The organism is Kitasatospora sp. NPDC056184 (assembly GCF_042268405.1).
Classification (GTDB): Bacteria; Actinomycetota; Actinomycetes; order Streptomycetales; family Streptomycetaceae; genus Kitasatospora.
The window spans coordinates 1-26,698 of the sequence record NZ_JBHJUI010000023.1; the positions used below are offsets into that span (position 1 = coordinate 1).

At 74.3% G+C, this 26,698-nt stretch carries 24 protein-coding genes; 7 read left to right on the forward strand and 17 right to left on the reverse strand.

Annotated elements, in window-relative coordinates; translation table 11 throughout:
• Positions 1–176: 176 nt before the first annotated feature.
• From ACFC0B_RS32365 to ACFC0B_RS32375, 3 genes are all read right to left on the reverse strand, one after another.
• Positions 177–980, reverse strand: a complete 804-nt coding sequence (locus ACFC0B_RS32365; protein ID WP_376093973.1) for a DUF3710 domain-containing protein — start codon at positions 978–980, stop codon at positions 177–179.
• A gap of 69 nt (positions 981–1,049) precedes the next feature.
• Complete coding sequence (dut, locus tag ACFC0B_RS32370; protein ID WP_376093976.1) at positions 1,050–1,517, reverse strand: dUTP diphosphatase; 468 nt, start codon at positions 1,515–1,517, stop codon at positions 1,050–1,052.
• A complete protein-coding gene (locus tag ACFC0B_RS32375; protein ID WP_376093979.1) occupies positions 1,514–2,125 on the reverse strand; it encodes a PaaI family thioesterase in 612 nt (203 codons plus the stop codon). The genes dut and ACFC0B_RS32375 overlap by 4 nt, the downstream gene beginning before the upstream one ends.
• A gap of 85 nt (positions 2,126–2,210) precedes the next feature.
• Here ACFC0B_RS32375 and ACFC0B_RS32380 point away from each other — a divergent pair, with 85 nt between their 5' ends.
• Positions 2,211–2,660 carry a DUF3093 domain-containing protein gene (locus ACFC0B_RS32380; RefSeq protein ID WP_376093982.1) on the forward strand — a complete coding sequence of 150 codons (450 nt, stop codon included), beginning with the start codon at positions 2,211–2,213 and terminating at the stop codon, positions 2,658–2,660.
• 238 nt (positions 2,661–2,898) lie between these two features.
• Here the strand turns inward: ACFC0B_RS32380 and ACFC0B_RS32385 are convergent, their stop codons facing one another.
• The 4 genes from ACFC0B_RS32385 to ACFC0B_RS32400 form a co-directional block, all read right to left on the reverse strand.
• Positions 2,899–3,198, reverse strand: coding sequence for a DUF4193 domain-containing protein (locus ACFC0B_RS32385; protein WP_327681335.1), 300 nt, complete (start codon positions 3,196–3,198; stop codon positions 2,899–2,901).
• 454 nt (positions 3,199–3,652) lie between these two features.
• Positions 3,653–4,633: an acyl-ACP desaturase gene (locus tag ACFC0B_RS32390; protein ID WP_376093985.1), complete on the reverse strand. Its 981-nt coding sequence runs from the start codon at positions 4,631–4,633 to the stop codon at positions 3,653–3,655.
• A gap of 321 nt (positions 4,634–4,954) precedes the next feature.
• A complete protein-coding gene (locus ACFC0B_RS32395; protein WP_376093988.1) occupies positions 4,955–6,265 on the reverse strand; it encodes a sensor histidine kinase in 1,311 nt (436 codons plus the stop codon).
• A gap of 95 nt (positions 6,266–6,360) precedes the next feature.
• Positions 6,361–7,014 (reverse strand): response regulator transcription factor, encoded by a 654-nt coding sequence (locus tag ACFC0B_RS32400; RefSeq protein WP_148642660.1) that lies wholly within the window; start codon positions 7,012–7,014, stop codon positions 6,361–6,363.
• Positions 7,015–7,470: 456 nt separating this feature from the next.
• Here ACFC0B_RS32400 and ACFC0B_RS32405 point away from each other — a divergent pair, with 456 nt between their 5' ends.
• Positions 7,471–7,656, forward strand: a complete 186-nt coding sequence (locus tag ACFC0B_RS32405; RefSeq protein ID WP_030301315.1) for a hypothetical protein — start codon at positions 7,471–7,473, stop codon at positions 7,654–7,656.
• A 239-nt stretch (positions 7,657–7,895) separates the two neighbouring features.
• Here ACFC0B_RS32405 and ACFC0B_RS32410 read toward each other — a convergent pair whose 3' ends face one another.
• Together ACFC0B_RS32410 and ACFC0B_RS32415 are read right to left on the reverse strand one after the other, a co-directional pair.
• Entirely contained in the window at positions 7,896–8,699 is an 804-nt protein-coding gene (locus ACFC0B_RS32410) for an inositol monophosphatase family protein (protein ID WP_376094249.1), read from the reverse strand.
• Positions 8,700–8,741: 42 nt separating this feature from the next.
• Positions 8,742–9,884 carry a ferrochelatase gene (locus tag ACFC0B_RS32415; protein WP_376093992.1) on the reverse strand — a complete coding sequence of 381 codons (1,143 nt, stop codon included), beginning with the start codon at positions 9,882–9,884 and terminating at the stop codon, positions 8,742–8,744.
• Between the two features lie 131 nt (positions 9,885–10,015).
• Between ACFC0B_RS32415 and ACFC0B_RS32420 the strand changes: the two genes are divergently transcribed.
• Complete coding sequence (locus ACFC0B_RS32420) at positions 10,016–11,272, forward strand: MFS transporter (RefSeq protein ID WP_376093995.1); 1,257 nt, start codon at positions 10,016–10,018, stop codon at positions 11,270–11,272.
• A gap of 92 nt (positions 11,273–11,364) precedes the next feature.
• A complete protein-coding gene (locus tag ACFC0B_RS32425) occupies positions 11,365–12,687 on the forward strand; it encodes a D-arabinono-1,4-lactone oxidase (protein ID WP_376093998.1) in 1,323 nt (440 codons plus the stop codon).
• Between the two features lie 199 nt (positions 12,688–12,886).
• On the opposite strand, the gene ACFC0B_RS32430 is transcribed toward ACFC0B_RS32425, so the two are convergent.
• Positions 12,887–13,735 carry a hypothetical protein gene (locus tag ACFC0B_RS32430; RefSeq protein ID WP_376094001.1) on the reverse strand — a complete coding sequence of 283 codons (849 nt, stop codon included), beginning with the start codon at positions 13,733–13,735 and terminating at the stop codon, positions 12,887–12,889.
• Positions 13,736–14,316: 581 nt separating this feature from the next.
• Here ACFC0B_RS32430 and sepH point away from each other — a divergent pair.
• On the forward strand, positions 14,317–15,393 hold the full coding sequence (gene sepH / locus ACFC0B_RS32435) for a septation protein SepH (RefSeq protein WP_376094004.1): 1,077 nt from the start codon (positions 14,317–14,319) through the stop codon (positions 15,391–15,393).
• A 56-nt stretch (positions 15,394–15,449) separates the two neighbouring features.
• Here sepH and ACFC0B_RS32440 read toward each other — a convergent pair whose 3' ends face one another.
• A complete protein-coding gene (locus ACFC0B_RS32440) occupies positions 15,450–16,310 on the reverse strand; it encodes a sulfurtransferase (RefSeq protein WP_376094007.1) in 861 nt (286 codons plus the stop codon).
• Between the two features lie 154 nt (positions 16,311–16,464).
• On the opposite strand from ACFC0B_RS32440, the gene ACFC0B_RS32445 reads away from it, so the two are divergent.
• Positions 16,465–17,214, forward strand: a complete 750-nt coding sequence (locus tag ACFC0B_RS32445; protein ID WP_376094010.1) for a VOC family protein — start codon at positions 16,465–16,467, stop codon at positions 17,212–17,214.
• 6 nt (positions 17,215–17,220) lie between these two features.
• On the opposite strand, the gene ACFC0B_RS32450 is transcribed toward ACFC0B_RS32445, so the two are convergent.
• The 4 genes from ACFC0B_RS32450 to ACFC0B_RS32465 all read right to left on the reverse strand — a co-directional run bounded on the left by ACFC0B_RS32450 (position 17,221) and on the right by ACFC0B_RS32465 (position 22,751).
• The gene (locus tag ACFC0B_RS32450; protein ID WP_376094013.1) at positions 17,221–17,877 is read right to left on the reverse strand and encodes a thymidine kinase; all 657 of its coding nucleotides are present in this window, start codon (positions 17,875–17,877) and stop codon (positions 17,221–17,223) included.
• A 33-nt stretch (positions 17,878–17,910) separates the two neighbouring features.
• Positions 17,911–19,095, reverse strand: coding sequence for an alkaline phosphatase family protein (locus ACFC0B_RS32455; RefSeq protein WP_376094016.1), 1,185 nt, complete (start codon positions 19,093–19,095; stop codon positions 17,911–17,913).
• 152 nt (positions 19,096–19,247) lie between these two features.
• A complete protein-coding gene (locus ACFC0B_RS32460; protein WP_376094019.1) occupies positions 19,248–19,847 on the reverse strand; it encodes a DUF5998 family protein in 600 nt (199 codons plus the stop codon).
• A 93-nt stretch (positions 19,848–19,940) separates the two neighbouring features.
• Positions 19,941–22,751 (reverse strand): GNAT family N-acetyltransferase, encoded by a 2,811-nt coding sequence (locus tag ACFC0B_RS32465; RefSeq protein WP_376094252.1) that lies wholly within the window; start codon positions 22,749–22,751, stop codon positions 19,941–19,943.
• Positions 22,752–22,999: 248 nt separating this feature from the next.
• Here ACFC0B_RS32465 and ACFC0B_RS32470 point away from each other — a divergent pair, with 248 nt between their 5' ends.
• Positions 23,000–23,281 carry an HPr family phosphocarrier protein gene (locus ACFC0B_RS32470; protein ID WP_376094022.1) on the forward strand — a complete coding sequence of 94 codons (282 nt, stop codon included), beginning with the start codon at positions 23,000–23,002 and terminating at the stop codon, positions 23,279–23,281.
• Between the two features lie 73 nt (positions 23,282–23,354).
• Here ACFC0B_RS32470 and ACFC0B_RS32475 read toward each other — a convergent pair whose 3' ends face one another.
• Positions 23,355–25,928, reverse strand: a complete 2,574-nt coding sequence (locus tag ACFC0B_RS32475) for an ABC transporter permease (protein ID WP_376094025.1) — start codon at positions 25,926–25,928, stop codon at positions 23,355–23,357.
• Positions 25,925–26,677, reverse strand: a complete 753-nt coding sequence (locus tag ACFC0B_RS32480) for an ABC transporter ATP-binding protein (protein ID WP_376094255.1) — start codon at positions 26,675–26,677, stop codon at positions 25,925–25,927. Before ACFC0B_RS32480 ends, ACFC0B_RS32475 begins: the two co-directional genes overlap by 4 nt.
• Positions 26,678–26,698: the final 21 nt, after the last annotated feature.

Consider the following 26,698-nt stretch of genomic DNA (forward strand, 5'->3'; position numbering starts at 1 on the left):
TTTTCCGCTCCGTTTTCCGGAGTTTCATTCATCGGACTTCGCTTTCCGCTTGTCCCCGCTCTCTCGCGGCGACTCCGGAACTGTACGGGGACGGGGCCGCCACATGCAAATCGCCCCCGCCCGGTGGTGCGGGCGGGGGCGATCGGAGCTCGGCGGACCTCAGCGGACCTCGGTGATCAGCGGACCTCGGTGATCTCCGGGCCGCGGGCGAACGGGTCCAGCGCGGCGCTGCCGAAGCGGCTGTCGCCCTCGCCGGCGGCCGCGACGGCGCCACCGCCGTCGGCGACCATCTGCGCGTCCTCGGGGAGCTTCAGCACGATCGGGTCGCGCGGCGCCATCGGGCTCTCACCGCGGACGACGACGGTCTGCCGGAAGACCTGCTCCAGTACCCCGCCCACCTCGGGCTGGACGGCGGCCTGGCCGGAGATCACGCCGCGGAGGAACCAGCGCGGGCCGTCGCAGCCGACGAACCGCACCAGCTGCACGCCCTGCGTGCCGTCCGGCAGCTGCACCGGGACCTGGGCGCGGAGGTGCCAGCCCAGCGGGCCCTCCTCCTCCTCGACGATGCCGCCCTGCGAGGTGATGCCGGTGGCGATCTCCTCGCGGACCTCGCCCCAGATGCCCTCGGACTTGGGGGCCGCGAAGGCCTGCAGCTGGATGGCGCTGTTGCCGAGGACCAGGGTGGCGGCCACGATCGCGTCGCCGGCCACCTCCACCCGGAGTTCCATGCCCTCGACACCGGGGACCAGCAGACCCCCGAGGTCCACGCGACCCTCTTCCGGGTTCTCCAGCTCGGAGTGGTCCCACGGGCCGTCCGGACGCGGGGCCGGCGGCAGGCCGACCCGGTCCGTCGGGTCCAGCTCGGTCACGTTCTCGCTCTCGGCGGAACCTTCGACGTCATCGGCCGTCTCGTCGGCGCTGATGGCGTCGTCGGCGAGCTGCTCGACAGCGTCCTCGCTCTTCTGGCGACGACGGAACACGGTCACTGTCCTTCCCGGTCCAAGACCGATGCGAATACCTGCTCGGCTTCCTGCGAGGCCGCGGGCAGCCTAGACCGCGGCGTGGCCGCCGGTCGACCCGAACCCGCCCTCGGCGCGTGCCGACCCCGGCAGCTCCGCCACCTCGTGGAAACGGGCCTTCTCGACCTGCTGGATCACCAGCTGGGCGATCCGGTCCCCTCGGCGGAAGCTGACGCCCTCGCGCGGGTCCAGATTGACGACGATCACCTTGATCTCTCCACGGTACCCGGCATCGACCGTCCCTGGGGCGTTCACCAGAGCAACACCGCAACGAGCTGCGAGTCCCGAACGGGGGTGGACGAACGCGGCGTAGCCGTCGGGCAACGCGATGGCGATCCCGGTGGGCAGGACGGCCCGCTCGCCGGGGGCCAGCTCGGCGTCGACGGTGGTGCGCAGGTCGGCGCCCGCGTCGCCGGGCTGCGCGTACGCGGGCAGCGGCAGCTCGGGGTCGATCCGCCGGATCAGGACGTCGACGGGCTCGCGGGGGGTGGTGCTCAAGGGTTCACCTCAAAGGCTCGGGCGCGCTTCATCAGGTCGGGGTCGTCGAGGACCTTCTCGATGTCCTCGGGTCGACCGTGCTTGGTGAAGTGTTCCAGCTTCACCTGGACGAAGAGCGCCTGCGCGCGCACCGCGACCGGCCCCTCGGGTCCGCCGATCCGCGCCTCGGCCGCGCTGTAGATCTTCCGGCCGTGCACACCGGTGACCCAGGCGCGCAGGTGCAGGGTGGAGCCGACGGGCACCGGGGAGAGGAAGTCGGTCTCCAGCCGGCCGGTGACGGCGGGGGCGTGCAGCAGCCAGTTGAGCGTGCCCAGGGTCTCGTCCATGGCGGTGGTCAGCAGGCCGCCGTGGGCCAGGCCGGGGCCGCCCTGGTGCTCGGGGCGGACGGTGAACTCGGCGGCGACGTCGAGGCCCTCGCCGGCCACCGCGTCGATCCGCAGGCCGCCGGGGTGCTGCGGGCCGCAGCCGAAGCAGTGTTCGTAGTGGGAGCCGAGCCGGGTGCCGGGGGCGGGGGCCTCGGGGGCGCGCGGCGGGAGGACGGCCTCCGGCGGCGGCGTGGTCGGGGTCGTGGGGGCGGTGGGCGCGGTGGGGGCAGTCGAACCGGTCACGCCGCCCCACCCTACCGATCGGTAGCCACGCCCCGGACGGGGGTTGCGTCCGGTCGCCGGCGTCACGGCGCCCACAATGGAGGGCATGTACGACGAACGCCTCACCGTGCCGCGCTCCTGGTGGCTGTTCCCGGTCGTGATCGGCCTCACGCTCGCGCTGATCCTGCTGCGCCTCAGCGCGGTGGGCGCGCTGGTCGGACTGGTGGTCGGCATCGCCGCCGGCGCCGCCGCGATCAGCAGTTACGGCTCGGCCCGGATCCGGGTGGTCCAGGGCTCGCTGGTGGCCGGCCCGGCCCGGATCCCGGTGGACGCCCTGGGCGCCGCGCAGGCGCTCGGCCCCGCGGACGCCGCCGCCTGGCGGGGGCCGAAGGCCGATCCGCGGGCCTTCATGCTGCTGCGCAGCTACGTGCCGACCGCGCTGCGGGTCGAGGTGAGCGACCCGGCGGACCCGACGCCGTACCTCTATCTCTCGACCCGCTCGCCGATGAAGCTGGCGGAGGCCCTGGACGAGGCCCGGCGCAGCGCAAGGACCTGAGGTCCGGCCGGGCCGGACCCGGGCCGGGCAGGAGACCACCGAACGGAGAGGGACGGCACCGCCGAGGCGGTACCGTCCCTCCGCGCTTCCGGGAAGCGCTTTCCATCCGACCGTATGACTGGTGCGTCCGTCACGACGGACGCCGGAGCTGCCGTCCGGCCCCGCTGCCCGGGGCCGGAAGGGGCGTCGCACCGGTCTCGCGGACACCGCGAGGCCCGAGTCATGACCGCCCTGGTCCTCAGGCGCCGCAGTCCCGGCAGATCGGGTTGCCGTTCTTCTCGCTGTACAGCTGGCTGCGGTGGTGGACCAGGAAGCAGCTCATGCAGGTGAACTCGTCGGCCTGCCGCGGCAGCACCCGGACGGAGAGCTCCTCGTTCGAGAGGTCTGCGCCGGGGAGCTCCATGCCCTCGGCGGCCTCGAACTCGTCGACGTCGACCGAGCTGCCGCCCTTGTCGTTCCTGCGGGCCTTGAGCTCCTCGATGCTGTCCTCGTTGAGCTCATCATCGGTCTTGCGTGGGGTGTCGTAGTCGGTAGCCATTTTTCGCTCTCCCCCTCCGGGTTGTGCGGTGTGTGCGGTATCTCCAGCGCACGTAACGCATGGGGGGTCGGTCTTGTGCCCGACCCGAGGCGGAGATTTTGCCTTACTTCAAGCCCCGTTACTCAATCGACACTCAGCCAGGGGTCCGTTGGGGTGATCCACTCGGGCGTTCGGGGCCTCACGCAGGGCCATCGCCGCGGCGTGCGAACGACCGAATGCTGGACACGCTCCGTGAGCGAAGGTCCTCGATCCGCCCGCCAATTCCCTTGCCCACCAGGGCCGGGAGCCAATCCTCCGATCATCCTCCGATCGCCGTCCCACTCACGGACGGCGATCGGAGGAGGAAACCGAACGATCACGCTCCGGCACCATCCGGTCCCGTGGAGCGACACGATGTGAGCTTGGTCACGTTCGTCGCCGCCCCGGGCAAACCGTCGAAAATCCGCCCAAGCCGCTACGCCTTCTGCCGGGCCGCGCGGCGGGCCAGCAGCGCCGCCTGGCGCTCGTCGAACTTGGTCGCCTGGGCGTCCAGCCCGTCGAGGAAGACACCGAGCTCCTGCTGGGCCCGCTCCCCCTCCGGGCCGAGTCCCTGGAGGTCCATGATCTTGAGGTGGCGCAGCACCGGCTGCAGCACGTCGTCGTGGTGGATCCGCAGGTTGTAGACGCCGCCGAGGGCGATCTGGGCGGCGGCGCGCTCGAAGCCGGGGATGCCGTGGCCGGGCATCCGGAAGTTGGTGACCACCTCGGCGACGGCGCTCATGGCCTCGTCCGGGGCGATCTCCAGGGCGGCCTTCAGCAGGTTCCGGTAGAAGACCATGTGCAGGTTCTCGTCGTTGGCGATCTTCGCGAGGAGCTGGTCCGCCAGCGGGCAGCCGGCGAAGTGGCCGGTGTTGCGGTGCGCGATGCGGGTGGCGAGCTCCTGGAAGGCCACGTAGGCGACCGAGTGCAGCATGCTGTGCGCGTTGTCGGAGGTGAAACCGTCCGACATGTGGGCCATCCGGGCCCGCTCCAGCTCGTTCGGGTCGACGGCCCGGGTGGTGAGCAGGTAGTCGCGAATGGCTATGCCGTGCCGCCCCTCCTCCGCCGTCCAGCGGTGCACCCACTCCCCCCAGGCGCCGTCGCGGCCGAACATGGTCGCGATCTCGTGGTGGTAGCTGGGGAGGTTGTCCTCGGTGAGCAGGTTGACCACGAGCGAGACCCGGCCGAGCGGGGTCACCTTGGACTGCCCGAGCTCCCAGGCCTCGCCGCCGAGCACGCCCTCGAAGTCGCGGCCCTGGCTCCACGGGACGTACTCGTGCGGCATCCACTCCTTGGCGACGGCGAGGTGCCGGTCGAGCTCCTTCTCGACGACCTCCTCCAGGGCCAGGATCAGCCGCGTGTCGGTCCAGGCGCTCGAACCGAGCGAGGTGCTGCGCTGCACGGGGGCGATGGTCACGGGGCTGGCTCCTGGGGGACGGCACGCGCGGGACGGGCGCGTTGGACGGGTTACGCCGGAGTCCGTTCGGACGGCACTTACGGTCGCGTAGGTTACGACACCGTAAGTTGCCCGGGCCGGAAATGACAAGCCGCCCCCGCCAGGCCTTATGTCGTCTTGACGGGCTCGGCGGGGGCGGCTGGGAACGGTCGGCGCACGGACGTTGCTCACCCGGACGGCGCAACGGCCCCGCCACGGCCCCGAGAAGGGCTGTGACGGGGCCGTGGCGGCCCTGGGAGGGTCCGCCCGAAGGGGTGGCGGGGCACCGGCGTCCGCGGGGCCTCACCCGCCCGGGATGCGCACCCGCATGGTGAGGCCGCCGCCGGCGCGGGGGGTGGCCTCGATGGTGCCGTTGTGGGCCCGGACCACCGAGCGGACGATCGAGAGGCCGAGGCCGACCCCCTTGTCGCTGCGGGTCCGGTCCGCGCCCTTGACCCGGCGGAACGGCTCGAAGATGTGCTCCAGCTCGTAGCCGGGCACCACCGGGCCGGTGTTGGAGACCACCAGCTCGCCGCCGCCGGGCACCGGGGCGGTGGTGATCTCCACCCAGCCGTCCGGGGCGTTGTAGCGGACGGCGTTCTGCAGCAGGTTGAGCGCGATCCGCTCCAGCAGGACGCCGTTGCCGGAGACCGTCGCCGGGTGCAGCGAGGCACGCAGGTCGACCTCGCGCTTGGCCGCCTCCGCCCTGGTCTGCTCCAGGGCCCGGGTGGCCACCTCGGAGAGCTCCAGCGGGCGGCGGTCGGTCAGCTCGTTGTCGCTGCGGGCGAGCAGCAGCAGGCCCTCGACGAGCTGCTCGCTGCGCTCGTTGGTGGACAGCAGGGTCTTGCCGAGCTGCTGGAGGTCGGGCGAGGCCTGCGGATCGGAGAGCTGGACCTCCAGCAGGGTCCGGTTGATCGCCAGCGGGGTGCGCAGCTCGTGCGAGGCGTTGGCGACGAACCGGCGCTGGGAGTCGAAGGAGCGGTCGAGGCGCTCCAGCATGTCGTCGAAGGTGTCGGCCAGCTCCTTGAGCTCGTCGTCCGGGCCGTCGAGCTCGATCCGCCGGTGCAGGTCGGAGGAGGCCACCTCGCGGGCGGTGCGGGTGATCCGGCCGAGCGGGCGCAGCACCCGGCCGGCCATCGCGTAGCCGGCCACGAAGGCGATCACGGCGAGGCAGACCAGCATGCTGAGCGACTTGCGCAGCAGCGTGTTGAGCGCGGTGTCGGACTTCGTGGTGTGGCTGTTGGCCAGGTACTGGTTGAACTGGTCGGTGCTCATCCAGACGCCGTTGACCCGGGCGCCGGTCGGCCCGAAGTCGAACGGGGGCGGCTGGACGTCGCGCAGGGCCTGCTTGACGAAGACGTACATCAGCAGGAGCAGCACCACCCCGGCCATCAGGAACATCCCGCCGTAGAGCAGGGTGAGCCGGATCCGGATGGTGGGGCGGAACGGCAGCCAGGCGAGCATGCCGTCGCCGGGCACGTAGGTGTCGTGCGAGGAGTGCAGGCGGGGGGCGCGCGGCGGGTGGGCCGGCTTGGGCGGTACGGGCCGGTTGGGCACGGCGCGCCCGCCGGTGGGCGCGCCGGAGGGCCCGCCGGCCGGGGGCGGGGTGGTCATGATGGTCCTCTCGGGGCGTCCGCCGGGGCGGGCGCGGGATGGGGGGCCGGGTTCCGGTCGGAGCCGCGGGGTCCGCTCGGAACCGCGGCGTCCGGTCAGATCCGGTAGCCGGAACCCGGGACGGTGACGATCACCGGCGGGTCGCCGAGCTTGCGGCGCAGCGTCATCACGGTGACGCGCACGACGTTGGTGAACGGGTCGGTGTGCTCGTCCCAGGCCTTCTCCAGCAGCTGCTCGGCGGAGACGACGGCGCCGCCGGCCCGCATCAGCACCTCCAGGACGGCGAACTCCTTGGGGGCGAGCTGGACGGGGCGGCCGTCGCGGATCACCTCGCGGCGGCCGGGGTCGAGCGAGATGCCGGCCCGCTCCAGGACGGGGGGCAGCGGGACGGTCGCGCGGCGGCCCAGGGCGCGCACCCGGGCGACGAGTTCGCTGAAGGCGAACGGCTTCGGAAGGTAGTCGTCCGCTCCGATCTCCAGGCCCTCGACCCGGTCGCTGATGTCGCCGGAGGCGGTCAGCATGATCACCCGGGTGGCCAGGCCCTGGTCGACCACACTGCGGCAGACGTCGTCACCGTGGACCAGCGGCAGGTCGCGGTCGAGCACGACCACGTCGTAGTCGTTGACCGCGATGCGCTGGAGCGCAGCCTCCCCGTCGTAGACCACGTCCACGGCCATCGCCTCGCGGCGCAGACCGGTGGCCACTGCCTCGGCGAGCAGCTGCTCGTCCTCGACGACGAGAACCCGCACGGTGGTTGTCCCTTCTTCAGGCCGGCCCGGGAAGCGGACGCACGGCTCCGACGCTGCCTCCATCCTGCCTGGTCCTGCGGTAAGGCAGCGATAAGCTGCTCCGGAGGCACGGCTGCCGCGGGGCGGCGCCGGGCGCGGGCGGCCCCCGTTCGTGGCGGAAGCAGTCCGGTTGGACTGTGACGCAGGCAACTTTCTGCCGCCGGGAGGTTTCCCGCCCCCGGGGGCGGGGAGGACATCCGCACACCCGCGATCCGGTTTCTGAGCCGATCGCACCCACCCGCCGTGCGTTCATCCGCGCCGGCCCTGGGGCTGGGCGTCACCGGGAGAGCGGCCGAGGGCCGTCTCCGCGCCCGACCGGAGCTCTTCACCGCCCGGATCGGACGCTTCCGCTGGCCACCGACACCCCGGGGCGGGGGGCGCACGACCGTGCACGTCCGACACAGTAAGGGGGCCCGTATGGACGCCTTCACCGCCGGAATCCTGCAGCGCATCGCCAATGCCGAGCAGGACCTGCACCGCGCGATCGAGGCCGGGGACGAGTTCCTCGCCGAGGTGGAACAGTCCGAGCTGGACGATCTGCGCCGTCTCGCCGCCGAGCACGGCGTGGACACGGTGCTGGAGCGCCACCGCACCGCCGCCTGATCCCCGCCGACCCGTCGCCGGACATCCGGCACCAGCGGCCCTGAGGGGGCCGTGCGAAACCCAGGCCCTGGCATCCCCCGTATGTCAGGGCTCTTCGTCGCCCGGAGACGACCCGGAAGGGTCCGCTTCCCGACCGCACCGACGGTCGGGGAGCGGGCCCTTCGGCATCGTCCGGTCCGCCCGGGCGTTCAGTCCGCCCGGGCGTTCAGTCCGCCCAGGCGTTCAGTCCGCCCAGGCGTTCAGTCCGCCCAGGCGTTCAGGGCGGCCAGCCGCTCCTGGAGCGGCTCGTAGACGCCGGGGGCGGCGGCGACGGTCAGCTCGCCGTCCGCGGACCGCCCGGGGCGGCCGCCGACCAGGGCGCCGGCCTCGGCCGCGATCAGGCAGCCGGCCGCCCGGTCCCAGGGCGCCAGCCCGCGCTCGTAGTAGCCGTCCAGCCGGCCGGCGGCGACGTCGCAGAGGTCCACCGCCGCGGCGCCGCCGCGGCGGATGTCGCGCACCTCGGGCATCAGCCCGAGCACCACCTCGGCCTGCCGGACCCGCACCTCGCGGACGTAGGCGAAGCCGGTGCCGATCAGCGCCTGGCCCCACGGCGGGGCCGGGCGGGTGGAGAGCGGGCGGCCGTCCCGCCGGGCGCCGCGGCCGAGCACGGCGTGGAACAGCTCGCCGCGCGCCGGGGCGTACACGACGCCGACCACCGCGCGCCCGTCCAGCTCGGCGGCCACGCTGACCGCCCAGGCGGGCAGCCCGTACAGGTAGTTGACCGTGCCGTCGAGCGGGTCGACGACCCACCGCACCCCGCTGCCGCCGGGCCGCTCGGCGCCTTCCTCGCCCAGGTAGCCGTCCTCGGGCCGGCGGGCGGTGATCAGCTCCAGGACGAGCTTCTCGGAGGCCAGGTCCATCTCGGTCACCACGTCGACCGGGCTGCTCTTGGTGCCGGCGACCCCGAGGTCGGCGGGCCGGCCCTCCAGCAGCAGGGTGCCGGCCCGGCGGGCGGCGTCCAGGGCGACGTCGAGCAGCTCGTCGAGCAGGGCGGGATCGGGCACGGCGGTGCTGGACACGGGTTCTCCTCCGGGGGCGGAAACGGGTCAGCGCTCGGCGGCGGCCGGGCGGGGGGCGCGCGGGTTGGGGCAGCAGGCCACCGCGCAGACGTCGTGGCCGGGGCCGAGCGCGCCCAGGGCGCAGCGGGTCACCGGCTCGCCGCGCTCGGCGGCGGCCCGCTCCAGGACGAGTTCGCGCACGGCGGCGGTGAACCGGGGGTCGGCGCCGACGGTCGCGGCCCGGGCGACCGGCAGGCCGAGCTCGGTGGCCTTGGCCACCGCCTCGGTGTCGAGGTCGTACTTGACCTCCATGTGGTCGGAGACGAAGCCGATCGGGACCATCACCACGGCCGGGGCGCCGTCGGCGTGCTGGGCCTCCAGGTGGTCGCAGATGTCGGGCTCCAGCCAGGGGGTGTGCGGGGCGCCGCTGCGGCTCTGGTAGACCAGCTCCCAGGGGCGGTCGGCGACCCCGGTGCGCTCGGCGACGGCGGCGGCGACCAGCCGGGCCACGTCCAGGTGCTGGGCGACGTAGGCGCCGCCGGGGCGGCCCCGGGCCGGGTCGTCGGGGGCGCCGGAGGTCTCGGCCATGGTGTCCGGGATCGAGTGGGTGGTGAACGCCAGCCGGGCGCCGGCCCGGACCTCCTCGGGCAGCCGCTCCAGGGCGGCCTCCGTCGCGTCGATCACCGGCTCGACGAAGCCGGGGTGGTTGTGGAAGTGGCGCAGCTTGTCGACCCGCAGCTCCGGCAGGCCCTCGGCGGCCAGCGCGGCCAGCGCGTCGGCGAGGTTCTCCCGGTACTGGCGGCAGCCCGAGTAGCCGGCGTAGGCGCTGGTGGCCAGCACGGCGATCCGGCGGTGCCCGTCGGCGGCGATCTCGCGCAGGGTGTCGACCAGGTAGGGCGCCCAGTTCCGGTTGCCCCAGTACACCGGCAGGTCGAGGCCGTGCCCGGCGAAGTCCTCGCGCAGCGCGGCCAGCAGCGCCCGGTTCTGCCCGTTGATCGGGCTGACGCCGCCGAACAGGAAGTAGTGCTTGCCGACCTCCCGGAGCCGTTCCTTCGGGATGCCCCGGCCGCGGGTGACGTTCTCCAGGAACGGGACGACGTCCTCCGGGGCCTCGGGCCCGCCGAAGGAGAGCAGCAGCAGGGCGTCGTACGGAGCGGCGCCGGTGCGGGTGGTATTGCGCGCGTCGGACATGGCACCGATCCTGCCACTGTGGACAGGGGGGTCGGGTCCGGGGCCGCACCCGGTGCCCGGAAAAATACCGTTTGCCAAGGTTCGTAAGCTGTCTCTGCCAGCAACGTTCCTTACCCCCCTGCGGAGCCCCCGTGCTGTCCAGCTACCGCCAGATCTTCGCCGCCCCCGGCACCCTGGCCTTCTCGTCCACCGGGTTCATATCCCGGCTGCCGATCTCCATGACGGGGATCGGCATCGTCACGATGCTCTCCCAACTGCGCGGCTCCTTCGGCGTCGCCGGTCTGGTGTCGGCGACGATGGCGGTGTCCGCGGCGGTCCTGGGCCCCCAGGTCTCCCGGCTGGTCGACCGGCACGGGCAGCGCCGGATCGTCCTGCCGGCCACCGCGCTCACCGTGGCGGCCGCCGTCGGCCTGCTGCTGTGCGCCCGCTTCGAGGCCCCGGACTGGACGCTCTTCCTGTTCGCGGCCGGGATGGGCGTCATGCCGAGCACCGGCGCGATGGTGCGCGCCCGCTGGGCACACCTGTACCGGGACGAGGGACCGAAGCTGCACACCGCCTACTCCTTCGAGGCGGTGGTCGACGAGGTCTGCTTCATCGTCGGCCCGATCCTCTCGGTGACGCTGGCCACCGCGGTCTTCCCCGAGGCCGGCGTGCTGCTCGCCGGCGTCTTCCTGGCGGTGGGCGTCGCCCTGTTCGCCGCCCAGCGCTCCACCGAGCCGCCGGTCCACCCGGCCGCCCGGCACGTCGGCAGCCCGGTGATCCTCAACCGGGGGCTCCAGGTGCTCATCCTGACCTTCGTGGCCACCGGCGCGATCTTCGGCTCGGTCGAGGTGGTCACCGTCGCCTACGCCAAGGCCCAGCACCACGACGCGGCCTCCGGCCTGATCCTGGCGCTCTGGGCGCTCGGCTCCTGCGTGGCCGGCGTGGTCTTCGGCACGCTCAAGCTGAAGGGGTCGATGGCGGTCCGCTTCCTCGGCGGCGTGGTGTTCATGGCGGTCAGCATGGTCCCGCTGCTGCTGGTCGCCGAGTCGGTGAACGGCGTCGGCGGCCTGGCGGCGGTCGGCGGCGCGCTGCTGATCGCGGGCATCGCCATCTCCCCCACCCTGATCACCGCGATGGCCCTGGTCGAGCGGCTGGTCCCGGCCGCCCAGCTGACCGAGGGCATGACCTGGACGACCACCGGCCTCGCCCTCGGTGTCGCGGTCGGCTCCTCGGCCGGCGGCTGGGTGATCGACGCGGCCGGCGCCGCGGCCGGCTACTGGGTGCCGGTGGCCGCCGGGGTCTTCGGCGTGCTGGCCGCGCTCGCCGGGCTCGGCCGGCTCCGGGCCGGCCTGGCCGGCGAGGGGACCGCCCTGCCCTCGGCCGAAACCGTGGACCTCGACCGGTGACCTGACTTACCCTCCTCCCTACCCGTGGCCTACCCGCGGGTAGGGACCGAGGTGAGCCGACGCCGTTCGGCCACGGAGCAGGAGGCGCCGCAATGCCCCAGGCCAGTACCGCGACCCGCACCCGCTGGACCAACTGGGCGGGCAACCAGAGCACCGTGCCCGCCCGGGTGGTCACGCCCGGCACCGCGGAGGAGCTGGCCAAGGAGATCCTGCGGGCCGCCGACCAGGGCCGGACCGTCAAGGCGATCGGTTCCGGCCATTCCTTCACCGCGATCGCCTCCGCCGGGGACGGCGTGCTCGTCCGGCCGCACGCGCTGACCGCCCTGCGGGAGATCGACCGGGAGAACGGCACCGTCACCGTCGAGGCCGGGATGCCGCTGCACCGGCTCAACCGGCTGCTCGCCGCCGCGGGCCTCTCGCTCACCAACATGGGCGACATCGAGGTGCAGACGGTGGCCGGCGCCACCAGCACCGGCACCCACGGCACCGGCCGGGACTCCGGCTCGCTCGCCGCCCAGATCCGCGGCCTGGAGATCGTGCTCGCCGACGGCAGCGTCCGGCGCTGCTCCCCCACCGAGGACCCGCGGCTCTTCGAGGCCGCCCGGCTCGGCCTCGGCGCGCTCGGGGTGATCACCGCGCTCACCCTCGCCGTCGAGCCCGTCTTCCTGCTCACCGCGCACGAGCAGCCGATGGGCTTCGACGAGGTGCTGGACCGGCTGGACGACCTCACCGCCGTCAACGAGCACTTCGAGTTCTACTGGTTCCCGCACACCGACCGCTGCTCCACCAAGCGGAACAACCGCAGCCAGGGCCCGGCCGCGCCGCTGCCCCGCTTCAAGGAGTGGCTGGAGGACGACTTCCTCTCCAACACGGTCTGGGAGGGCGCCTGCCGGGTCGGCCGCCGCTTCCCCGGCTCGGTGCCGACCATCGCCTCGCTGGCCAGTCGCGCCTGGTCGGACCGCAGCTACACCGACACCGCGTACAAGGTGTTCACCAGCCCCCGCAAGGTGCGCTTCATCGAGATGGAGTACGCGGTGCCGCGCGCGGCGGCCGGCGAGGTGCTGCGCGAGCTGCGGGCGATGGTCGAGCGGTCCGACTGGCGGATCAGCTTCCCGGTCGAGGTGCGGTTCGCGCCGGCCGACGAGGTCTGGCTCTCCACCGCGCACGGCCGGGACACCGCCTACATCGCCGTCCACCTCTACCGGGGCACCGCCGAGCAGGGGTACTTCACGGCGGTCGAGCGGCTGATGACCGAGCACGGGGGCCGCCCGCACTGGGGCAAGCTGCACACCCGGGACGCCGAGTACCTCGCCGGGGTCCACCCGCGATTCGCGGACTTCACCGCGCTGCGCGACGAGCTGGACCCGGACCGGCGCTTCGGCAACGACTACCTGCGCCGGGTCCTGGGCGCCTAGGGTCCGTCTTCAAACCCCCGTTGTCCGCCCGGAGGGCGGGCCGTGCGGCGTCTGGGTGCGTGCATCGCAAGGCGGAGGAGGGAGTCCATGCGGTGGGGGCACCTCCCGGCCGAAGGCTGGGGGCCATCGGCGACCGACAACAACGCGGCGAGGTGCGTGCCCAGGCGTCGCACGGCAGGCGGGGGTTTGAAGACGGACCCTAGCCCTGACCCTGACCCTGACTCTGGTCCGGTGCCCCGCCGGCCGGGGCCGCGGGCGGCTCGGCGGCGGTGGTCGGGGCCGGGGGCTTCGGGGTCGCGGCACCGGAGGGCTTCGCGGAGGCGGCCCCGTCGCCGGCCGGCGCGGAGGGCTTGCCGGACGGCGGCGCGGACGGCTCGCCGGTGGGGGGCGCGGAGGGCGTCGTGGAGGGCGCGGTGCCCGGGCCCGCACCCGAACCCGCCGACGGGGAGGCCGAGGGCTCGCCGCCCTCCGTGCCCGGGCGGGTGCCGGGGCTCGGCCGTCCGGAGGCGCCGCCGTCCCGGCCGGCCGACGGCGAGGGCACCGAGGCGGGCCCGGAGGACGGCGCGTCACCCGGGGGGACGGTCGGTTTCCGGTCGACCCGGCCGCCGATCGAGGTACCGGTGCCCGACTCGCCCTTGACCGTCGCCGACACCGGCTGCCCGGTCGCCAGCTCGAAGGCGAGGATCGGCACCATCGCGAGGGTGAACACCAGCGCCGACACCGCCGCGAAGGACTTCCAGGTCCACCGGCGGCGCGCCCGGACCACCTGCGGGGCGCTCCACTGCGCCAGGGCCTGCGGATCCGCCGCGGGGGCCGGCTCCGGCGCCTGCCGCAGCCCGTTCGCCAGCTGCCCCGGCCCGGCCGTCCGGTCCACGGCCCCGCGCAGCTGTTCGCCGGTGCGCTTGAAGAGGTGCTGGAACACCGCGCCGCCGGTGGTCGCGCCGATGCTCACCACCGCCGCGCCGAAAATGGTGCCGTACACGCCGAGTTCGGACGCGAGCACCGCCCCCACCACGGTGGCCAGCGCGCTGGCGGCGACCTGAGTCACACTCAGATCAATTCGCCTGCGACCTTCCTCCGCTCCGTCCTGGTCGGGCTTCACCTGCGGCATCAACGTCCCTCGCGTCAGTACGACTGTCCTTCGAACAAGTCACTCCATCTTGCCCAAAGAAGGACACAAGGGTCGAAAATGCGGTTCTGCGCGGGAGATATATGTGAAGATGATCACCGTTCATCGGTCGGTCCTCGGCCATTGGGGTCGCATGCTCTTGAGATTCCCGTGAATCGCGGGAGACTTGAGCGGCGAGCCGCCCCTTTGGATGCCACGAATGGAGTACTGTTCGTAAAGCCTGAGGCCCGGGTCGACTTGTCGACTGCCCATCAACCGGCAGCTTGACGAAGAGCTATGGCGCAGGCACGCACGGCGACGCCCGTCCCGGATCGTCGCGTTCACTGCGCGTGCGAGGACGGCCGGGACACCCAGGCGCGACGTCGACGGATGGCGTGGCAAAAAGGCAACCGTGCCACAGCGGCGTGGACGGGCGTAAGCCCGACACGCCGGGGAACTCAGCAAGGTTGTGGCCAGTCGCGAGTGGGCAGGCCACACTCAGTACGGGAGCAGCGACGCAGGTGACGTCGGCAGGCACCACCCGGGAGGTAACCGTGCCCGAACTGCGGGTTGTGGCCGTCAGCAACGACGGCACACGGCTGGTGCTCAAGGCTGCCGACAGCACGGAGTACACCCTTCCCATCGATGAGCGGCTGCGCGCCGCCATCCGTGGTGACCGTCCGCGCCTCGGCCAGATCGAGATCGAGGTCGAGAGCCACCTCCGCCCCCGGGACATCCAGGCGCGGATACGAGCCGGTGCCTCCGCCGAGGAGGTCGCGCAGGCGGCCGGCATCTCCGTCGACCGGGTCCGCCGCTTCGAGGGTCCGGTGCTGGCCGAGCGCGCCTTCATGGCCGAGCGGGCCCGCAAGACCGCGATCCGCCGGCACGGCGAGGCCCCCGGCCCGCAGCTGGGCGAGGCGGTGGCCGAGCGGCTGGCGCTGCGCGGCGCGGAGAAGGAGACCGAGCGCTGGGACTCCTGGCGGCGCGACGACGGCACCTGGGAGGTCATCCTCTCCTACCGGGCCGACGGCGAGGGCCGCAGCGCGTCGTGGACGTACGACCCGCCCCGGCGGCTGGTGCAGCCGAACGACGACGAGGCCCGTGCGCTGATCGGGGAATCGGTCGAGCGCGAGGAGGAGTCGGTCTTCCCGTTCATCCCGCGGATCGCCCGGCTCCCCCAGGAGCGGCCGCCGCGCCCGATGATCGACCGGCCCTCGGCCGACCGGATCATGTCCGCCCGCGAGGTGCGGGAGTCCCGCGAGGCGACGGCCGAGTCCCGCGACTCGCTCACCAGCCTGCTGGACGTGGTGCCCGCCTTCCGCGGCGACCTCGCGGTCGGCGCCCCGCCGCCGATCGAACCGGTCCCCGCCGAGGTGGCCGAGGAGGCGGAGGAGCCGGCGGCGGCAGCCCCGGCGGTCGGTGCGGGCTCGGCGTACGCGGACATCCTGATGCCGCGCGCGGTCGCGCCGCACCGGGAGCGGCTGGTCGGCACCACCGACCGGCAGGCCGAGGCGGACGGCGTCCGGCCCGGGCGCCGGGCCACCGTGCCGAGCTGGGACGAGATCGTCTTCGGCAGCCGGCGCAAGAAGCAGGAGTAGCAGGACGGATCGGTGGCGGGGGCGGACGGCTGCGGCCGTCCGCCCCCGAGCCGTGCTCAGCCCGGCTGGTCGGTGACGGCGACCGGGCGGGCCTCGTCGCTGGACCACTCGCTCCAGGAGCCCGGGTAGAGGGTGGCGGGCAGGCCGGCGACCGCGAGCGCCAGGATCTGGTGCGCGGCCGTCACCCCGGAACCGCAGTAGACGGCGGTCTCCCGCTCGCCTGCGCCCAGCTCCCCGAAGCGGGCGGCCAGTTCGGCGGCGGGCCGGAAGCGGCCGTCCGGGCCGACGTTCTCGGTGGTCGGCGCGGAGCGGGCGCCCGGGATGTGGCCGGCCCGCGGATCGATCGGCTCGGTCTCGCCCCGGTACCGCTCCCCCGCCCGGGCATCCAGCAGCAGCGCCTCACGGGCCCAGGCCGCGGCACCGTCCGCGTCGATCACCGGCAGCTGCCCCGGCACCGGCTTGAAGTCGCCGTCCCCGGCGGGCGGCAGCTCGGTGCTGACCGGCAGTCCGGCCTCCCGCCAGGCGGCGAAACCGCCGTCCAGCACCCGGACGTCCGGGTGGCCGGCCCAGCGCAGCAGCCACCAGGCGCGGGCGGCGGCCAGCGCGGTGGCGCCGTCGTAGACCACCACCGGGCGGTCGGCCGAGACGCCGAAGCGGCGCAGCGCGGCCCCGAACTCCTCCGGGTCGGGCAGCGGGTGGCGGCCGCCGCGGCCGGGCGGGCCGGCGGGGGCGGCGAGCTCGGTGTCGAGGGAGACGAAGTGGGCGCCGGGCAGGTGGCCGGCGGTGTAGTCCTCGATGCCGGGCGAACCTCCGAGCTGCCAGCGCACGTCGAGCAGGACCGGCGGGCGCCCGGAGGCGAGCGCCTCGCCCAGCTCGGTCACCGACACCAGCGGGGAGTCATCGTGAGTGGTGGTCATGGCGGTCATTCTGGCGCAGTGCGACGGTCCGGTGCTCTTTGTGCGGTCTTTGCCGGACTTTCCGCGCGGCCCGAGGGTTCGACGCGCGCCACGGTGGAAGCATCACCCTCACTGCGCCGTTTCGTGCGCCGTCCGCGCTCCGAGGAGACCTGTCATGTCCGCGCTGACACTCCGGCTCGCCCAGGGCACGCCGTGCTGGGTGAGTCTGATGACCGACGACCTGCCCGGCGCCCGCGCGTTCTACGGCCAACTGCTCGGCTGGACGTTCACCGCGGGGCCGGCGCAGCTCGGCGCGTACGTGCGGGCCCGGGTCGGCGAGGAGCCGGTGGCCGGACTCGGGGTGTCCTCGGTGACCGGCTTCCCGGTGCAGTGGACCACCTATTTCGCGGTGGACAGCGCGGACCGCTCGGCCCAGCTGGTGCGGGAGTGCGGAGGCACGGTCGCGGTCGGGCCGCTGCAGGCCGAGCGGGCCGGGCGGCTGGCGATCGCGGCGGACGTCTCCGGCGCGGTCTTCGGGCTCTGGCAGGGCGCGGAGCACCTCGGTCGGGAGGCCGGGCCGGAGCCCGGCGGGCCGGCCTGGGCGGAGCTGATCACCCCGGACCCGGACGGCGCGGCGGTCTTCTACCGCGCGGTGCTCGGGGCGCCGGTGACGGACGCCGAGGGCGGGTCGGCGCTGCTGGTCGGCGGACGGCCGGTGGCGGGGATCCGGCGCGGCGCCGAGCTGCGCGGCCACCCGCCGCGCTGGCGCACCCACTTCGCCGTCACCGACGCGGAACTGGCGGCGCGCCGGGCGGTCGAGCTGGGCGGCCGGGTGCTGGTGGAGCCGCACCCGACGCCGCGCGGCCGCGCGGCCCGGCTGGCCGACCCGCGCGGCGGGCACTTCTCGGTGCTGGAGCCGCTCTGACGGGCCTCAGGCCTGCTGGTCCTCGAAGGGGAGGACGTCCGGGGAGAGGACGGCGGCGCGGGCGGTGGCGGCGGTGAGGCGCCGGCGGTGGTGGCGGCGGCAGAGCACCTCGTAGCCGACCTCGTCCTCGCGGACCGAGATGTCGCCGATCACCACCTGCGCGCCCTCGACCACCATCACCCCGCCGACGGTGCGGGCGTTGTGGGTGGCCCGGGCGCCGCACCAGCAGAGCGCCTCGACCTGGAGCACCTCGACCCGGTCGGCGAGTTCGATCAGGCGCTGCGAGCCGGGGAAGAGCCGGGTGCGGAAGTCGGTGGTGATGCCGAAGGTGTAGACGTCGATGTCGAGTTCGTCGACGATCCGGGCGAGCTGGTCGATCTGGCCGGGGGTGAAGAACTGGGCCTCGTCGCAGATCAGGTAGTCGACCCGGCCGCCGGCCGAGAGCCGGTGCACCACATGGACGTGGAAGTCGAAGTCGTCGCCCACCTCGACCGCGTCGGCGCGCAGGCCGAGGCGGCTGGAGATGGTGGCCGCGCCCGCCCGGTCGTTGCGGGTGAGGATGATCCCCTGCCGGCCGCGGGCGGCGTGGTTGTGGTCCATCTGGAGCGCGAGCGTCGACTTCCCGCAGTCCATCGTGCCGGAGAAGAACACCAGTTCAGCCATGGGTGGTGCAAAGGCCTTTCACATCAAGGGGGTTCAGCGGCGGAATTCGAGCAGCGGCACGTACTGCTCGACCGGGGTCATCGAACCGTGCAGGCCGATCATCGCGGACTCGCCGGGCTCGTTGCGGGAGGCGGTGATGGCGATGTCGTCGCGGGCGGCGGCGACCACGTCGCCGATCCGGTGGTAGACCCGGTCGTCCACGGCGGGACCGAACCAGCCGGCCCCGATCGCCTGGTCGCGGGTGGCCACCCACATCCGGTCGCCGAGCACCTCGCTCCACACCGCGTGCACGTCGGCGGCGGCGCCGGGGACGGCGTAGACGTGGCGGGCCCGGCCCTCGCCGCCGAGCAGGGCGACGCCGGCGCCGAGCTCCCAGTCCTCGTCGAAGTCGATCCGGTCCTCGGGGGCGATGTCGATCATCCCGTGGTCGGCGGTGACGTACATCACCGAGCGCGGGGGCAGCTGCTCGGCGAGCCGGCGGGCCAGCCGGTCGACCGCGTCCAGGGTCATCCGCCACTCGTCGGAGTCCACGCCGAAGCGGTGGCCCGCGCCGTCCAGTTCGCTCACGTAGGTGTAGACCAGCGCGCGGTCGTGCTCGGCGAGCCAGGCGGCGGCCCGGTCCATCCGCTCCTCGCCGGTGGTGCGGCCGAGGAAGGTGCCGCCGGAGAGCGCCACCCGGGTCAGCGGGGTCTGGGCGAACAGCGGGGAGGAGACCTGGGCGGTGGCCACCCCGGCGTCGTCGACCCGCTCGAAGACGGTCGGGTACGGCTGCCAGGCGGCCGGGTCGGTGTGCGGCTGCCAGCGGAGCTGGTTCATCAGGTGGCCGGCGCCCGGCACCGCCACCGTGTAGCCGGCCAGGCCGTGCAGGCCCGGCGGGGTGCCGGTGCCGACCGAGGCCAGCGAGGTGGCGGTGGTGGACGGGAAGCCGGCGGTCAGCGGGCGGCCGGTGCCGCCGAGCGAGCCGGCCGTCAGCGAGGAGAGGAACGGCGCGTACTCGGGGTGGCGCAGCAGCAGTTCCCAGCCGAGGCCGTCGACGAGGAAGACCACCGCGCGGTCGGCGGGCGCCAGCGGCAGCGCCGCCTCGAAGCCGGGGACGCCGAGGCCGGCCGCCACCGAGGGCAGCAGGTCGCAGAGCGAGCCGGTGCCGTAGGGGGGCGCGGGTGCGGTGGCGGGGTCGAGGATCTCGAAGGCGTCGTGGCCGTCGGGGGCGAAGGGCATGGTGGCGGGGGTGGCTTCCTGGCTGGCCGGTGCGGTCCGGGCGGACGGGGGCGGCGTCCGGACGGCGCGGTTCGTTGCGCGGCGGCGGAGCGTGACGGCGGTACGTGTCGGCGGGCGGCGGGGCGGGACCGCGGCGCGGTGGTGCGTGCGGATCAGACCCGGGGGCCGTCGTTGACGGTCGCCTCGGACAGGGCGCGGGCGAAGACCAGGGCCTGGGCGACCGTCTCGGGGCCGTCGCCGGCCTCGCTGACCCGCAGCGACAGGTCGTCGGCGGTGGCGGAGCCGGTGTAGCCGTGGTCCGCCTCGCAGTTGGGGTCGGAGCAGCCGGCCGGTTCGAGGTCGAGGCGCTGGACGGCGCCCCAGCCGATGGTCAGCACCACCTCGCGGGGCAGGGTGCCCGGGGTGTAGGTCTCCGGGTTGGCGACCATCCGGCTCACCACGACGGAGTTGATCCGGTCCAGGCGGACGCTCTCGGTGGAGGTGGTGGCCAGCGGGACGGCGGGGCTGCTGGCGTCGCCGGTCTGCTCGTCGGTGTGGCTCACCACGAAGCGGGTCGGGGTCAGCACCAGCACGGTGACGTGCCGGCGGACCTCGTTGGCGTCGAAGGTGGTCTCCTGGTGCACCAGGTAGGAGCTGATCGGCTCGGGACCCACCGCGGACTCCACCGCCTCGGACACCAGGGCCGGGTAGTAGCCGCTGCGCTCGATCGCGGAACGCAGGTCCTGCGTGGTGGTGGTACCGGTCTTCGCCATAACTCCATCCTGGCATGGTCCGCCGACGAAGCGGGCGGCGCGGCGCCGAGCTTCGGACAACGGCGCCCGCGGTCCGGACGCAACCAAGGAAGGTTACAGCGTGCTCATGGCGCGCGGGCCCAGATCGTTGCGGACCGGCAGGGGTGCGATGCGTACGCGCGCCCCCAGGATCGCCAGTCCGTGCGGGGCCACGACCACCGGTTCGAGATCCACCGAGGCGACCTCCGGAAGGTCGTCGACCAGCCGGGACACCCGCAGCAGCAGTTCCTCCAGGGCGTCGGTGTCGACGGCCTCGGCGCCGCGCCAGCCGAACAGCAGGGGCGCCGCCCGGACCTCGCGGACCAGCGAGGCGACATCCTGGTCGGTGGCCGGAACCAGCCGGTGGGCGACGTCGCCGAGCAGTTCGGCGGGGGCGCCGGCCAGGCCGAAGGAGAGGATCGCGCCGACCGCCGGGTCGACGGTGGCGCCGATGACGGTGTCCACCCCGCGCGGGGCGAGCCGCTGGACCACCAGTTCGGCCTGGGCAGCGCCGCCGAGCAGGGCGTCCAGCTCGCGGTGGGCGCGGCGCAGCCCGGGCTCGCCGGTCAGGTCGAGCCGGACGCTGCCGAGGTCGGGGCGGTGGCGCAGGTGGGGGGCGGTGGCCTTGAGCGCGACGGGGTAGCCGAGGGCGGCGGCGGCGCGCACCGCGCTCTCCTCGTCGGGGGCGGGCAGGGTCGGCGAGACGTCCACGCCGTAGCGGGCGAGCAGGGCGGCGGCGTCGGCGTCGGGCAGGGTGATCCGGGCGCCGCCGGGCTGGGTGCGGGCGGCGGTCGCGGTGCGGGTGGAGAGCGCGGCCTCGACCAGGGCGCGGGCGCCGGCCTCGTCGATCCGGTCGAGTTCGGGGACCCGGGCGGTTTCCTCGGCGGCGGCCATCCGGCGGCGCCAGTCGGCGTAGTGGACGGCGTGGGCGAGGGCGCGCACGGCCCGCTCGGGCGCCGGGTAGGCGGGGACGCCGCCGGGGCGCAGCCGTCCGGGCAGGTCGTTGAGCGCCAGGTGGGCGAGGAGCAGCGGCTTGCCGGCGGCGCGGGCGCGCTCGCCGGCGGCGAGCAGGGCGGCGGCGATCTCCGGGTCGTCGGAGCCGAGGTCGGGGTCCTCGGGGCCGGCGGGCCGGGCGTCCGCGGCCGGGCCCCAGAGCTGGTTGCCGATCGGCGGGATGGCGACGGCGATCACCGCGTCCACCCCGGGGTCGTCGAGCGCGGTGTCCAGGGCGATCCGGAAGTTCTCGCCGGTGGCGGCGGTGGTGAGGTCGACGGGGGTGCGCGGGCGCAGGCCGGCGGAGAGGCAGGCGTCGTGGGTGAGCAGGCCGAGGGAGTCGGAGTTGCCGATCACGGCGACCCGGTCGCCGGGCGGCAGCGGCTGGAGGGCGAGCAGTTCGCCGGTGTCGCACAGCTCGGTGATGGTCTCCACCCGGGTGACGCCGGCCTGTTCGAAGAGGGCGTCGACGGTGGCGTCCTTGAGGCCGGTGGCGGTGGCGGGGACGGCGTGGCCGGGCGGCAGGCTGCCGGTGTGGCGGGCGCCCTTGACCACGACGACCGGCTTGGCCTGGGCGAGCCGGCGGGCGATCCGGGTGAACTTGCGGGGGTTGCCGAAGGACTCCAGGTAGAGCAGGACGACGTCGGTGGCCGGGTCCTCGGCCCAGTACTGGAGGAAGTCGTTGCCGGAGACGTCGGCGCGGTTGCCGACCGAGGCGAAGGAGGAGATGCCGAGGCCGCGCCGGTGGGCGGCCTCCAGCAGGGCGACGCCGATCGCGCCGGACTGGCAGAAGACGCCGAAGCCGCCGCGCGCGGGCAGCACGGGGGCGAGCGAGGCGTTGAGCGGCCGCTCGGGGTCGGTGGAGATCAGCCCGAAGGCGTTGGGGCCGATCACCCGCATGCCGGCCGCGCGGGCCTGGCGGACCAGGGCGCGCTGGCGGTCGCGGCCCTCGGGGCCGGTCTCGGCGTAGCCGGCGGTGACCACGACCAGGCCCTGGACGCCGTGCGCGCCGCACTCGGCGACCGCCTCGGGGACGGCGGAGGCGGGAACGGCGATCACCGCGAGGTCGACCGGGCCGGGGATGTCCAGGATCGAGCGGTGCACCGGGACGCCGTCCAGCTCGGTGCCGGGCGGCGCACTGCGGTTGACCGCGTACACCGGGCGGTCGTCGGCGGCGAAGCCGGTGAGCAGGTCGCGCAGCAGGGTCCGGCCGACGGTCTGCGGCCGGCGGGAGGCTCCGATCACCGCGACCGAGCGCGGGGTGAGCAGCCGCTGGACGGAGCGGGCCTCGGCGCGGTGCTCGCGGGCCCGCATGACGGCGAGCGAGGCGGCGGTGGGTTCGAGGTCGAACTCCAGGTGGACGACGCCGTCGGCGAAGCTGCGGCGCTGGACGTAGCCGGCGTCGGTGAAGACCTTCACCATCTTGCGGTTCTCCGGCAGCACCTCGGCCTGGAAGCGGCGGATGCCGCGCTCCTGGGCGACGGCGGCGATGTGCTCCAGCAGCGCGGAGGCGACGCCGCGGCCCTGGTGGGCGTCCTGGACCAGGAAGGCGACCTCGGCGTCGGTGCCGGTCTCGGAGGGGCGGCCGTCGTGGTCGATCCGGTCGTAGCGGACGGTGGCGATGAAGCGGTCGCGGACCACGACGGCGAGGCCGACCCGGTCGACGAAGTCGTGGTGGGTGAAGCGGCGCACGTCCTTGTCGGAGAGCCGGGGGTAGGGCGCGAAGAAGCGGAAGTACTTCGACTGGTCGGAGACCTGTTCGTAGAACTCGACCAGGCGGCCGGCGTCGGCGGGGGTGATCGGCCGGATCCGGGCCGTGCCGCCGTCGCGCAGGAGGATGTCGGCCTCCCAGTGCTGGGGGTACTCCGGCTCGTCCTCCGGCTCGGGTCGCACTACCGCAGAGTCGTCCACGACCGTCAGGTTATCCGGCGGCGAGCCGAATGGCGCCGGGCGTGTGTTCACGGCAGGGTGGACAGGGCCCCTGAACGGGGATTATTCGCTGTTTATGACTCTGAAAGAAACAATCACAAGTCCCGAACGCGACGGCTCGGCGGGGTCGCCTGCGTGCAACACTGGTCTAGACAACACGTCCGTATTCCCCCATCACGGCCGTGACCAGCTTCACCGGAAAGGCACGTCTCATGGCTGAGCGCCGCGTCACCATCGGTTGGGCCGAGGGCCTGCACGCCCGTCCCGCCTCCGTCTTCGTCAAGGCCGTCGCGGCCACCGGCGTGCCGATCACCATCGCCAAGCCCGGCGGCAACCCGGTCAACGCCGGCTCCATGCTCGGCCTGCTCGCGCTCGGCGCGCAGGGCGGCGACGAGGTCGTGCTGGCCTCCGACGCCGAGGGCGCCGACCAGGCCCTGGACCGCCTGGCCAAGCTGGTCGCCGAGGGCCTGGACGAGCTGCCCGCCGCGGCCTGAGTCCGCGCCGCACACGCCCGGAGCCCGGGCCCCGTTGGTCGGGGGGCCCGGGCTCCGGTGTGTCCGCGGCCGGTCAGCCGGCCGCGATGGCCCGCAGGATGTCCAGCCGGGCCGCCCGGCGGGCCGGCCGCAGCCCGGCCACCGCGCCCGCGACCAGTCCGGCCACCAGCACCACGGTGAGCTGCAGCGGCGGGACGGCGAAGCTGCCGGTCCCCTCGGTGTCGGCCGCCCGCACCAGCGCCCAGCCAAGGAACGATCCCAGGCCCAGGCCGCCGATCGTGCCGAACATCGCCACCAGCACCGACTCCCAGCGCACCATCGCCCGCAGCTGCCCGCGGGTCTGGCCGACCGCGCGCAGCAGGCCCAGCTCCCTGGTCCGCTCGTGCACCGCGAGGGTCAGCGTGTTGGCGATCCCCAGCAGCGCGATCAGCACCGCGAGCGCCAGCAGCGCGTAGACCACCGAGAGCATGATGTCGACCACCGAGGCCGAGCTCTCGGCGTACTCCGCCCGGGTCTGCACGTCCGGGGCCCCGAACGGCTCCACCGCCTTCTTCACCGCCTCCTTGCCGGCCGACAGCGACACCCCGTCCTTCAGCGCGACCGCCACCAGCGAGTCGGTGTCCTGGCCCTTGTGCGGGGCCCAGGCCTCCCGGGTGATCAGGTAGTCGCCGGCCAGCTCGCCGCCCTGGTAGAGCGCCTTCACGGTGAACGACGACTCGGCGCCGTCGCTGAACCGCAGCGGGACGGCGCTGCCCACCTGCCAGCCCTGCTTCTCCGCCTCGCTCCGGGAGACCGCCAGGCCGTCGGTGCCCAGCTGGAGCGAACCGTCCACCCGGCCGAGGTCGACGATGCCGGCCAGCCTGGCCGGATCGGTGACGTCCAGGGTCCGGCCGTGGCCGTCCACCCGGGCCACCCCGCGGCCGAGGCCCACGCTGCCGCTCACCTCGGGCAGCGCGCCGACCGCGTCCGCCAGCTTGGGGCTCAGCCCGCCGCCGCGGAAGCCGCCGGTGGAGACCGCGAGGTCCCCGGCGAAGGTCCGGCTCACCGTGTCGTCCATGGTCGCCTTGATCGACGCGCCGAAGACGGTGAACAGCGAGACCACCGTGACCCCGATCATCAGCGCGCTGGCCGTGGCCGCCGTCCGCTTCGGGTTGCGGGCCGCGTTGCGCTCGGCCAGCACGCCCGGCATGCCGCGCAGCCGCGGCAGCGGGGCGCCCAGCAGCCGCACCACGAAGGTCGCGAACACCGGGCCGAGCACCACCACGCCGAGCAGCGTCGTCACCGCCCCGCCCGCGGTCAGCCCGACCGACGGGCCGTCGGTCGCGCCGATCACCGTGCCGGCCACCCCGGCCGCCACCAGCAGCGCGCCGGTGATCCAGCGGATCCGGCCGGCCCGGCCGTCCGCCGCGCCGTCCACCGCCACCGCCCGCATCGCGGCCAGCGGAGCCGTCCGGCCGGCCCGCACCGCCGGGGCGACCGCCGAGGCGACCGCCGTGACCGTTCCGACCAGCAGCGGCAGCGCCACCGAGACCGCGCCGATCACCAGGCCGCCGGTCGGCAGGTTGAAGCCGATCACCTTGAACAGCGACTTCAGCCCCGCCGCCACCCCGATCCCGCCGAGCAGGCCGGCCACCGAGGCGGCCACGCCGACCGCCACCGCCTCCGCCAGGGTCGCCGCCAGCACCTGGCCGCGCGCCGCGCCCAGCGCCCGCAGCAGCGCGTTCTCCCTGGTCCGCTGGGCCACCACGATGGCGAAGGTGTTGTGGATGGTGAAGGTCGCCACCAGCAGGGCGATGCCCGCGAAGACCAGCAGCAGGGTGGTGAACATGGTCAGGAAGCGGCTGGACACCTGCTGGGTGGCCTCCTCGCTGACCTTCGTCCCGGTCACCGCCTCCAGCCCGGCCGGCAGCTTCGCCGACAGCGCCGCCACCAGCTCCTGCTGGGAGACGCCGCCCTCGGCGCGGAACTGGATCGAGGTGGCCTGGCCCTGCCCCTTCGGGGTCAGGTAGCGCTCGGCGTCCTCCAGGGTCAGCCCGGTCCAGGTGTTCTGGCCCATGCCGTCGGCCTCGGCGCCGAAGGTCGCGATGCCGACGATCGTCACCGTCACCGGGTCGGGGGCGCGCAGGACGGTCGTGTCGCCCAGCTTCAGGTCGCCGGCCTTGGCCGCGCCCCGGTTGATCACCGCCTCGCCCGGCCGCTGCGGCGCCCGGCCCTCGGCCAGCCGGTACGGGTTGAGCCCGCTGTCCGGCTGCCAGTAGCCGGCCAGGGTGGGCGGCCCCTGGCCGCCCACCGCCTTGCCGTTCTTGCCGATCAGCTGGCCGGAGCCCTGGATCGCCGGCTCGGCGGCCGCCACCCCGGGCACCTGGCGCAGCCGGTCGGCCAGCGCCAGGTCCACCGGGGCCCGGACGCCGCCGAAGGTGTTCTCGGTGTCCATCACGTCGGCGCTGCGCACCACGGCGTCGGTGCCGCGGTTGGCGTCGGCGAACAGCGTGTCGAAGCTCCCGCGCAGGGTGTCGCCGAGCACCAGCGTGCCGGACAGGAAGGCCACCCCGAGCAGGATCGCGGTGAACGTCCCGGCCAGCCGCCGCTTGTGCGCGGCCAGCGAGCGAAGGCTGATCCGCAGGGTGGCGGTGGCGCTGCTGCTCATGACCGGACGCCTCCCCGTCCGGCCGCGGGGGCGTGGTCGAAGGCCTTCATCCGGTCCAGCACCCCGGCCGGGGTGGGCCGCTCCATCCGGTCCACCAGGCGGCCGTCGGCGAGGAAGAGCACCTCGTCCGCGTAGCCGGCGGCGGTCGGGTCGTGGGTGACCATCACCACCGTCTGGCCCATCTCGTCCACCGCGCGGCGCATCAGCTCCAGCACCTCGGCGCCGGTGCGGGAGTCCAGGTTGCCGGTCGGCTCGTCCGCGAAGACCACCTCGGGGCGGCCGGCCAGCGCCCGGGCCAGCGCGACCCGCTGCTGCTGGCCGCCGGAGAGCTCGCTCGGCCGGTGGTCGAGCCGCTCGCGCAGCCCGACCGCGTCGATCAGGGTCTCCACCCACCCCCGGTCCACCTCGCCGCCGGCCAGGTCGACCGGCAGCGTGATGTTCTCCCGGGCGGTGAGCACCGGCACCAGGTTGAAGGACTGGAAGACGAAGCCGATCCGCTCCCGGCGCAGCAGGGTCAGCCGGCGGTCGCTGAGGTTCTCCAGCTCGGTGTCGCCGATCATCGCGGTGCCGGCGGTCAGCCGGTCCAGCCCGGCCGCGCAGTGCAGCAGGGTGGACTTGCCGGAGCCGGACGGCCCCATGATCGCGGTGAGCCGGCCGGCCGGGAAGCCGACGGTCACGTGGTCCAGGGCGCGCACCTCGGTGCGGCCCAGCCCGTAGACCTTGACCGCCTCGGTGACCCGGGCGGCCATCCGGTCCGTCCCGACCAGGTC

Excerpts from the sequence above, each read along its gene's own strand:
- ACFC0B_RS32380 (WP_376093982.1), top strand. The coding sequence starts at position 2,211 with ATGTACGACGAACGCCTCACCGTGCCGCGCTCCTGGTGGCTGTTCCCG.
- ACFC0B_RS32385 (WP_327681335.1), bottom strand. The coding sequence starts at position 3,198 with ATGGCTACCGACTACGACACCCCACGCAAGACCGATGATGAGCTCAAC.
- ACFC0B_RS32395 (WP_376093988.1), bottom strand. The coding sequence starts at position 6,265 with ATGACCACCCCGCCCCCGGCCGGCGGGCCCTCCGGCGCGCCCACCGGC.
- ACFC0B_RS32405 (WP_030301315.1), top strand. The coding sequence starts at position 7,471 with ATGGACGCCTTCACCGCCGGAATCCTGCAGCGCATCGCCAATGCCGAG.
- ACFC0B_RS32415 (WP_376093992.1), bottom strand. The coding sequence starts at position 9,884 with ATGTCCGACGCGCGCAATACCACCCGCACCGGCGCCGCTCCGTACGAC.
- ACFC0B_RS32425 (WP_376093998.1), top strand. The coding sequence starts at position 11,365 with ATGCCCCAGGCCAGTACCGCGACCCGCACCCGCTGGACCAACTGGGCG.
- ACFC0B_RS32440 (WP_376094007.1), bottom strand. The coding sequence starts at position 16,310 with ATGACCACCACTCACGATGACTCCCCGCTGGTGTCGGTGACCGAGCTG.
- ACFC0B_RS32445 (WP_376094010.1), top strand. The coding sequence starts at position 16,465 with ATGTCCGCGCTGACACTCCGGCTCGCCCAGGGCACGCCGTGCTGGGTG.
- ACFC0B_RS32450 (WP_376094013.1), bottom strand. The coding sequence starts at position 17,877 with ATGGCTGAACTGGTGTTCTTCTCCGGCACGATGGACTGCGGGAAGTCG.
- ACFC0B_RS32455 (WP_376094016.1), bottom strand. The coding sequence starts at position 19,095 with ATGCCCTTCGCCCCCGACGGCCACGACGCCTTCGAGATCCTCGACCCC.
- ACFC0B_RS32460 (WP_376094019.1), bottom strand. The coding sequence starts at position 19,847 with ATGGCGAAGACCGGTACCACCACCACGCAGGACCTGCGTTCCGCGATC.
- ACFC0B_RS32470 (WP_376094022.1), top strand. The coding sequence starts at position 23,000 with ATGGCTGAGCGCCGCGTCACCATCGGTTGGGCCGAGGGCCTGCACGCC.
- ACFC0B_RS32475 (WP_376094025.1), bottom strand. The coding sequence starts at position 25,928 with ATGAGCAGCAGCGCCACCGCCACCCTGCGGATCAGCCTTCGCTCGCTG.
- ACFC0B_RS32480 (WP_376094255.1), bottom strand. The coding sequence starts at position 26,677 with ATGGCCGCCCGGGTCACCGAGGCGGTCAAGGTCTACGGGCTGGGCCGC.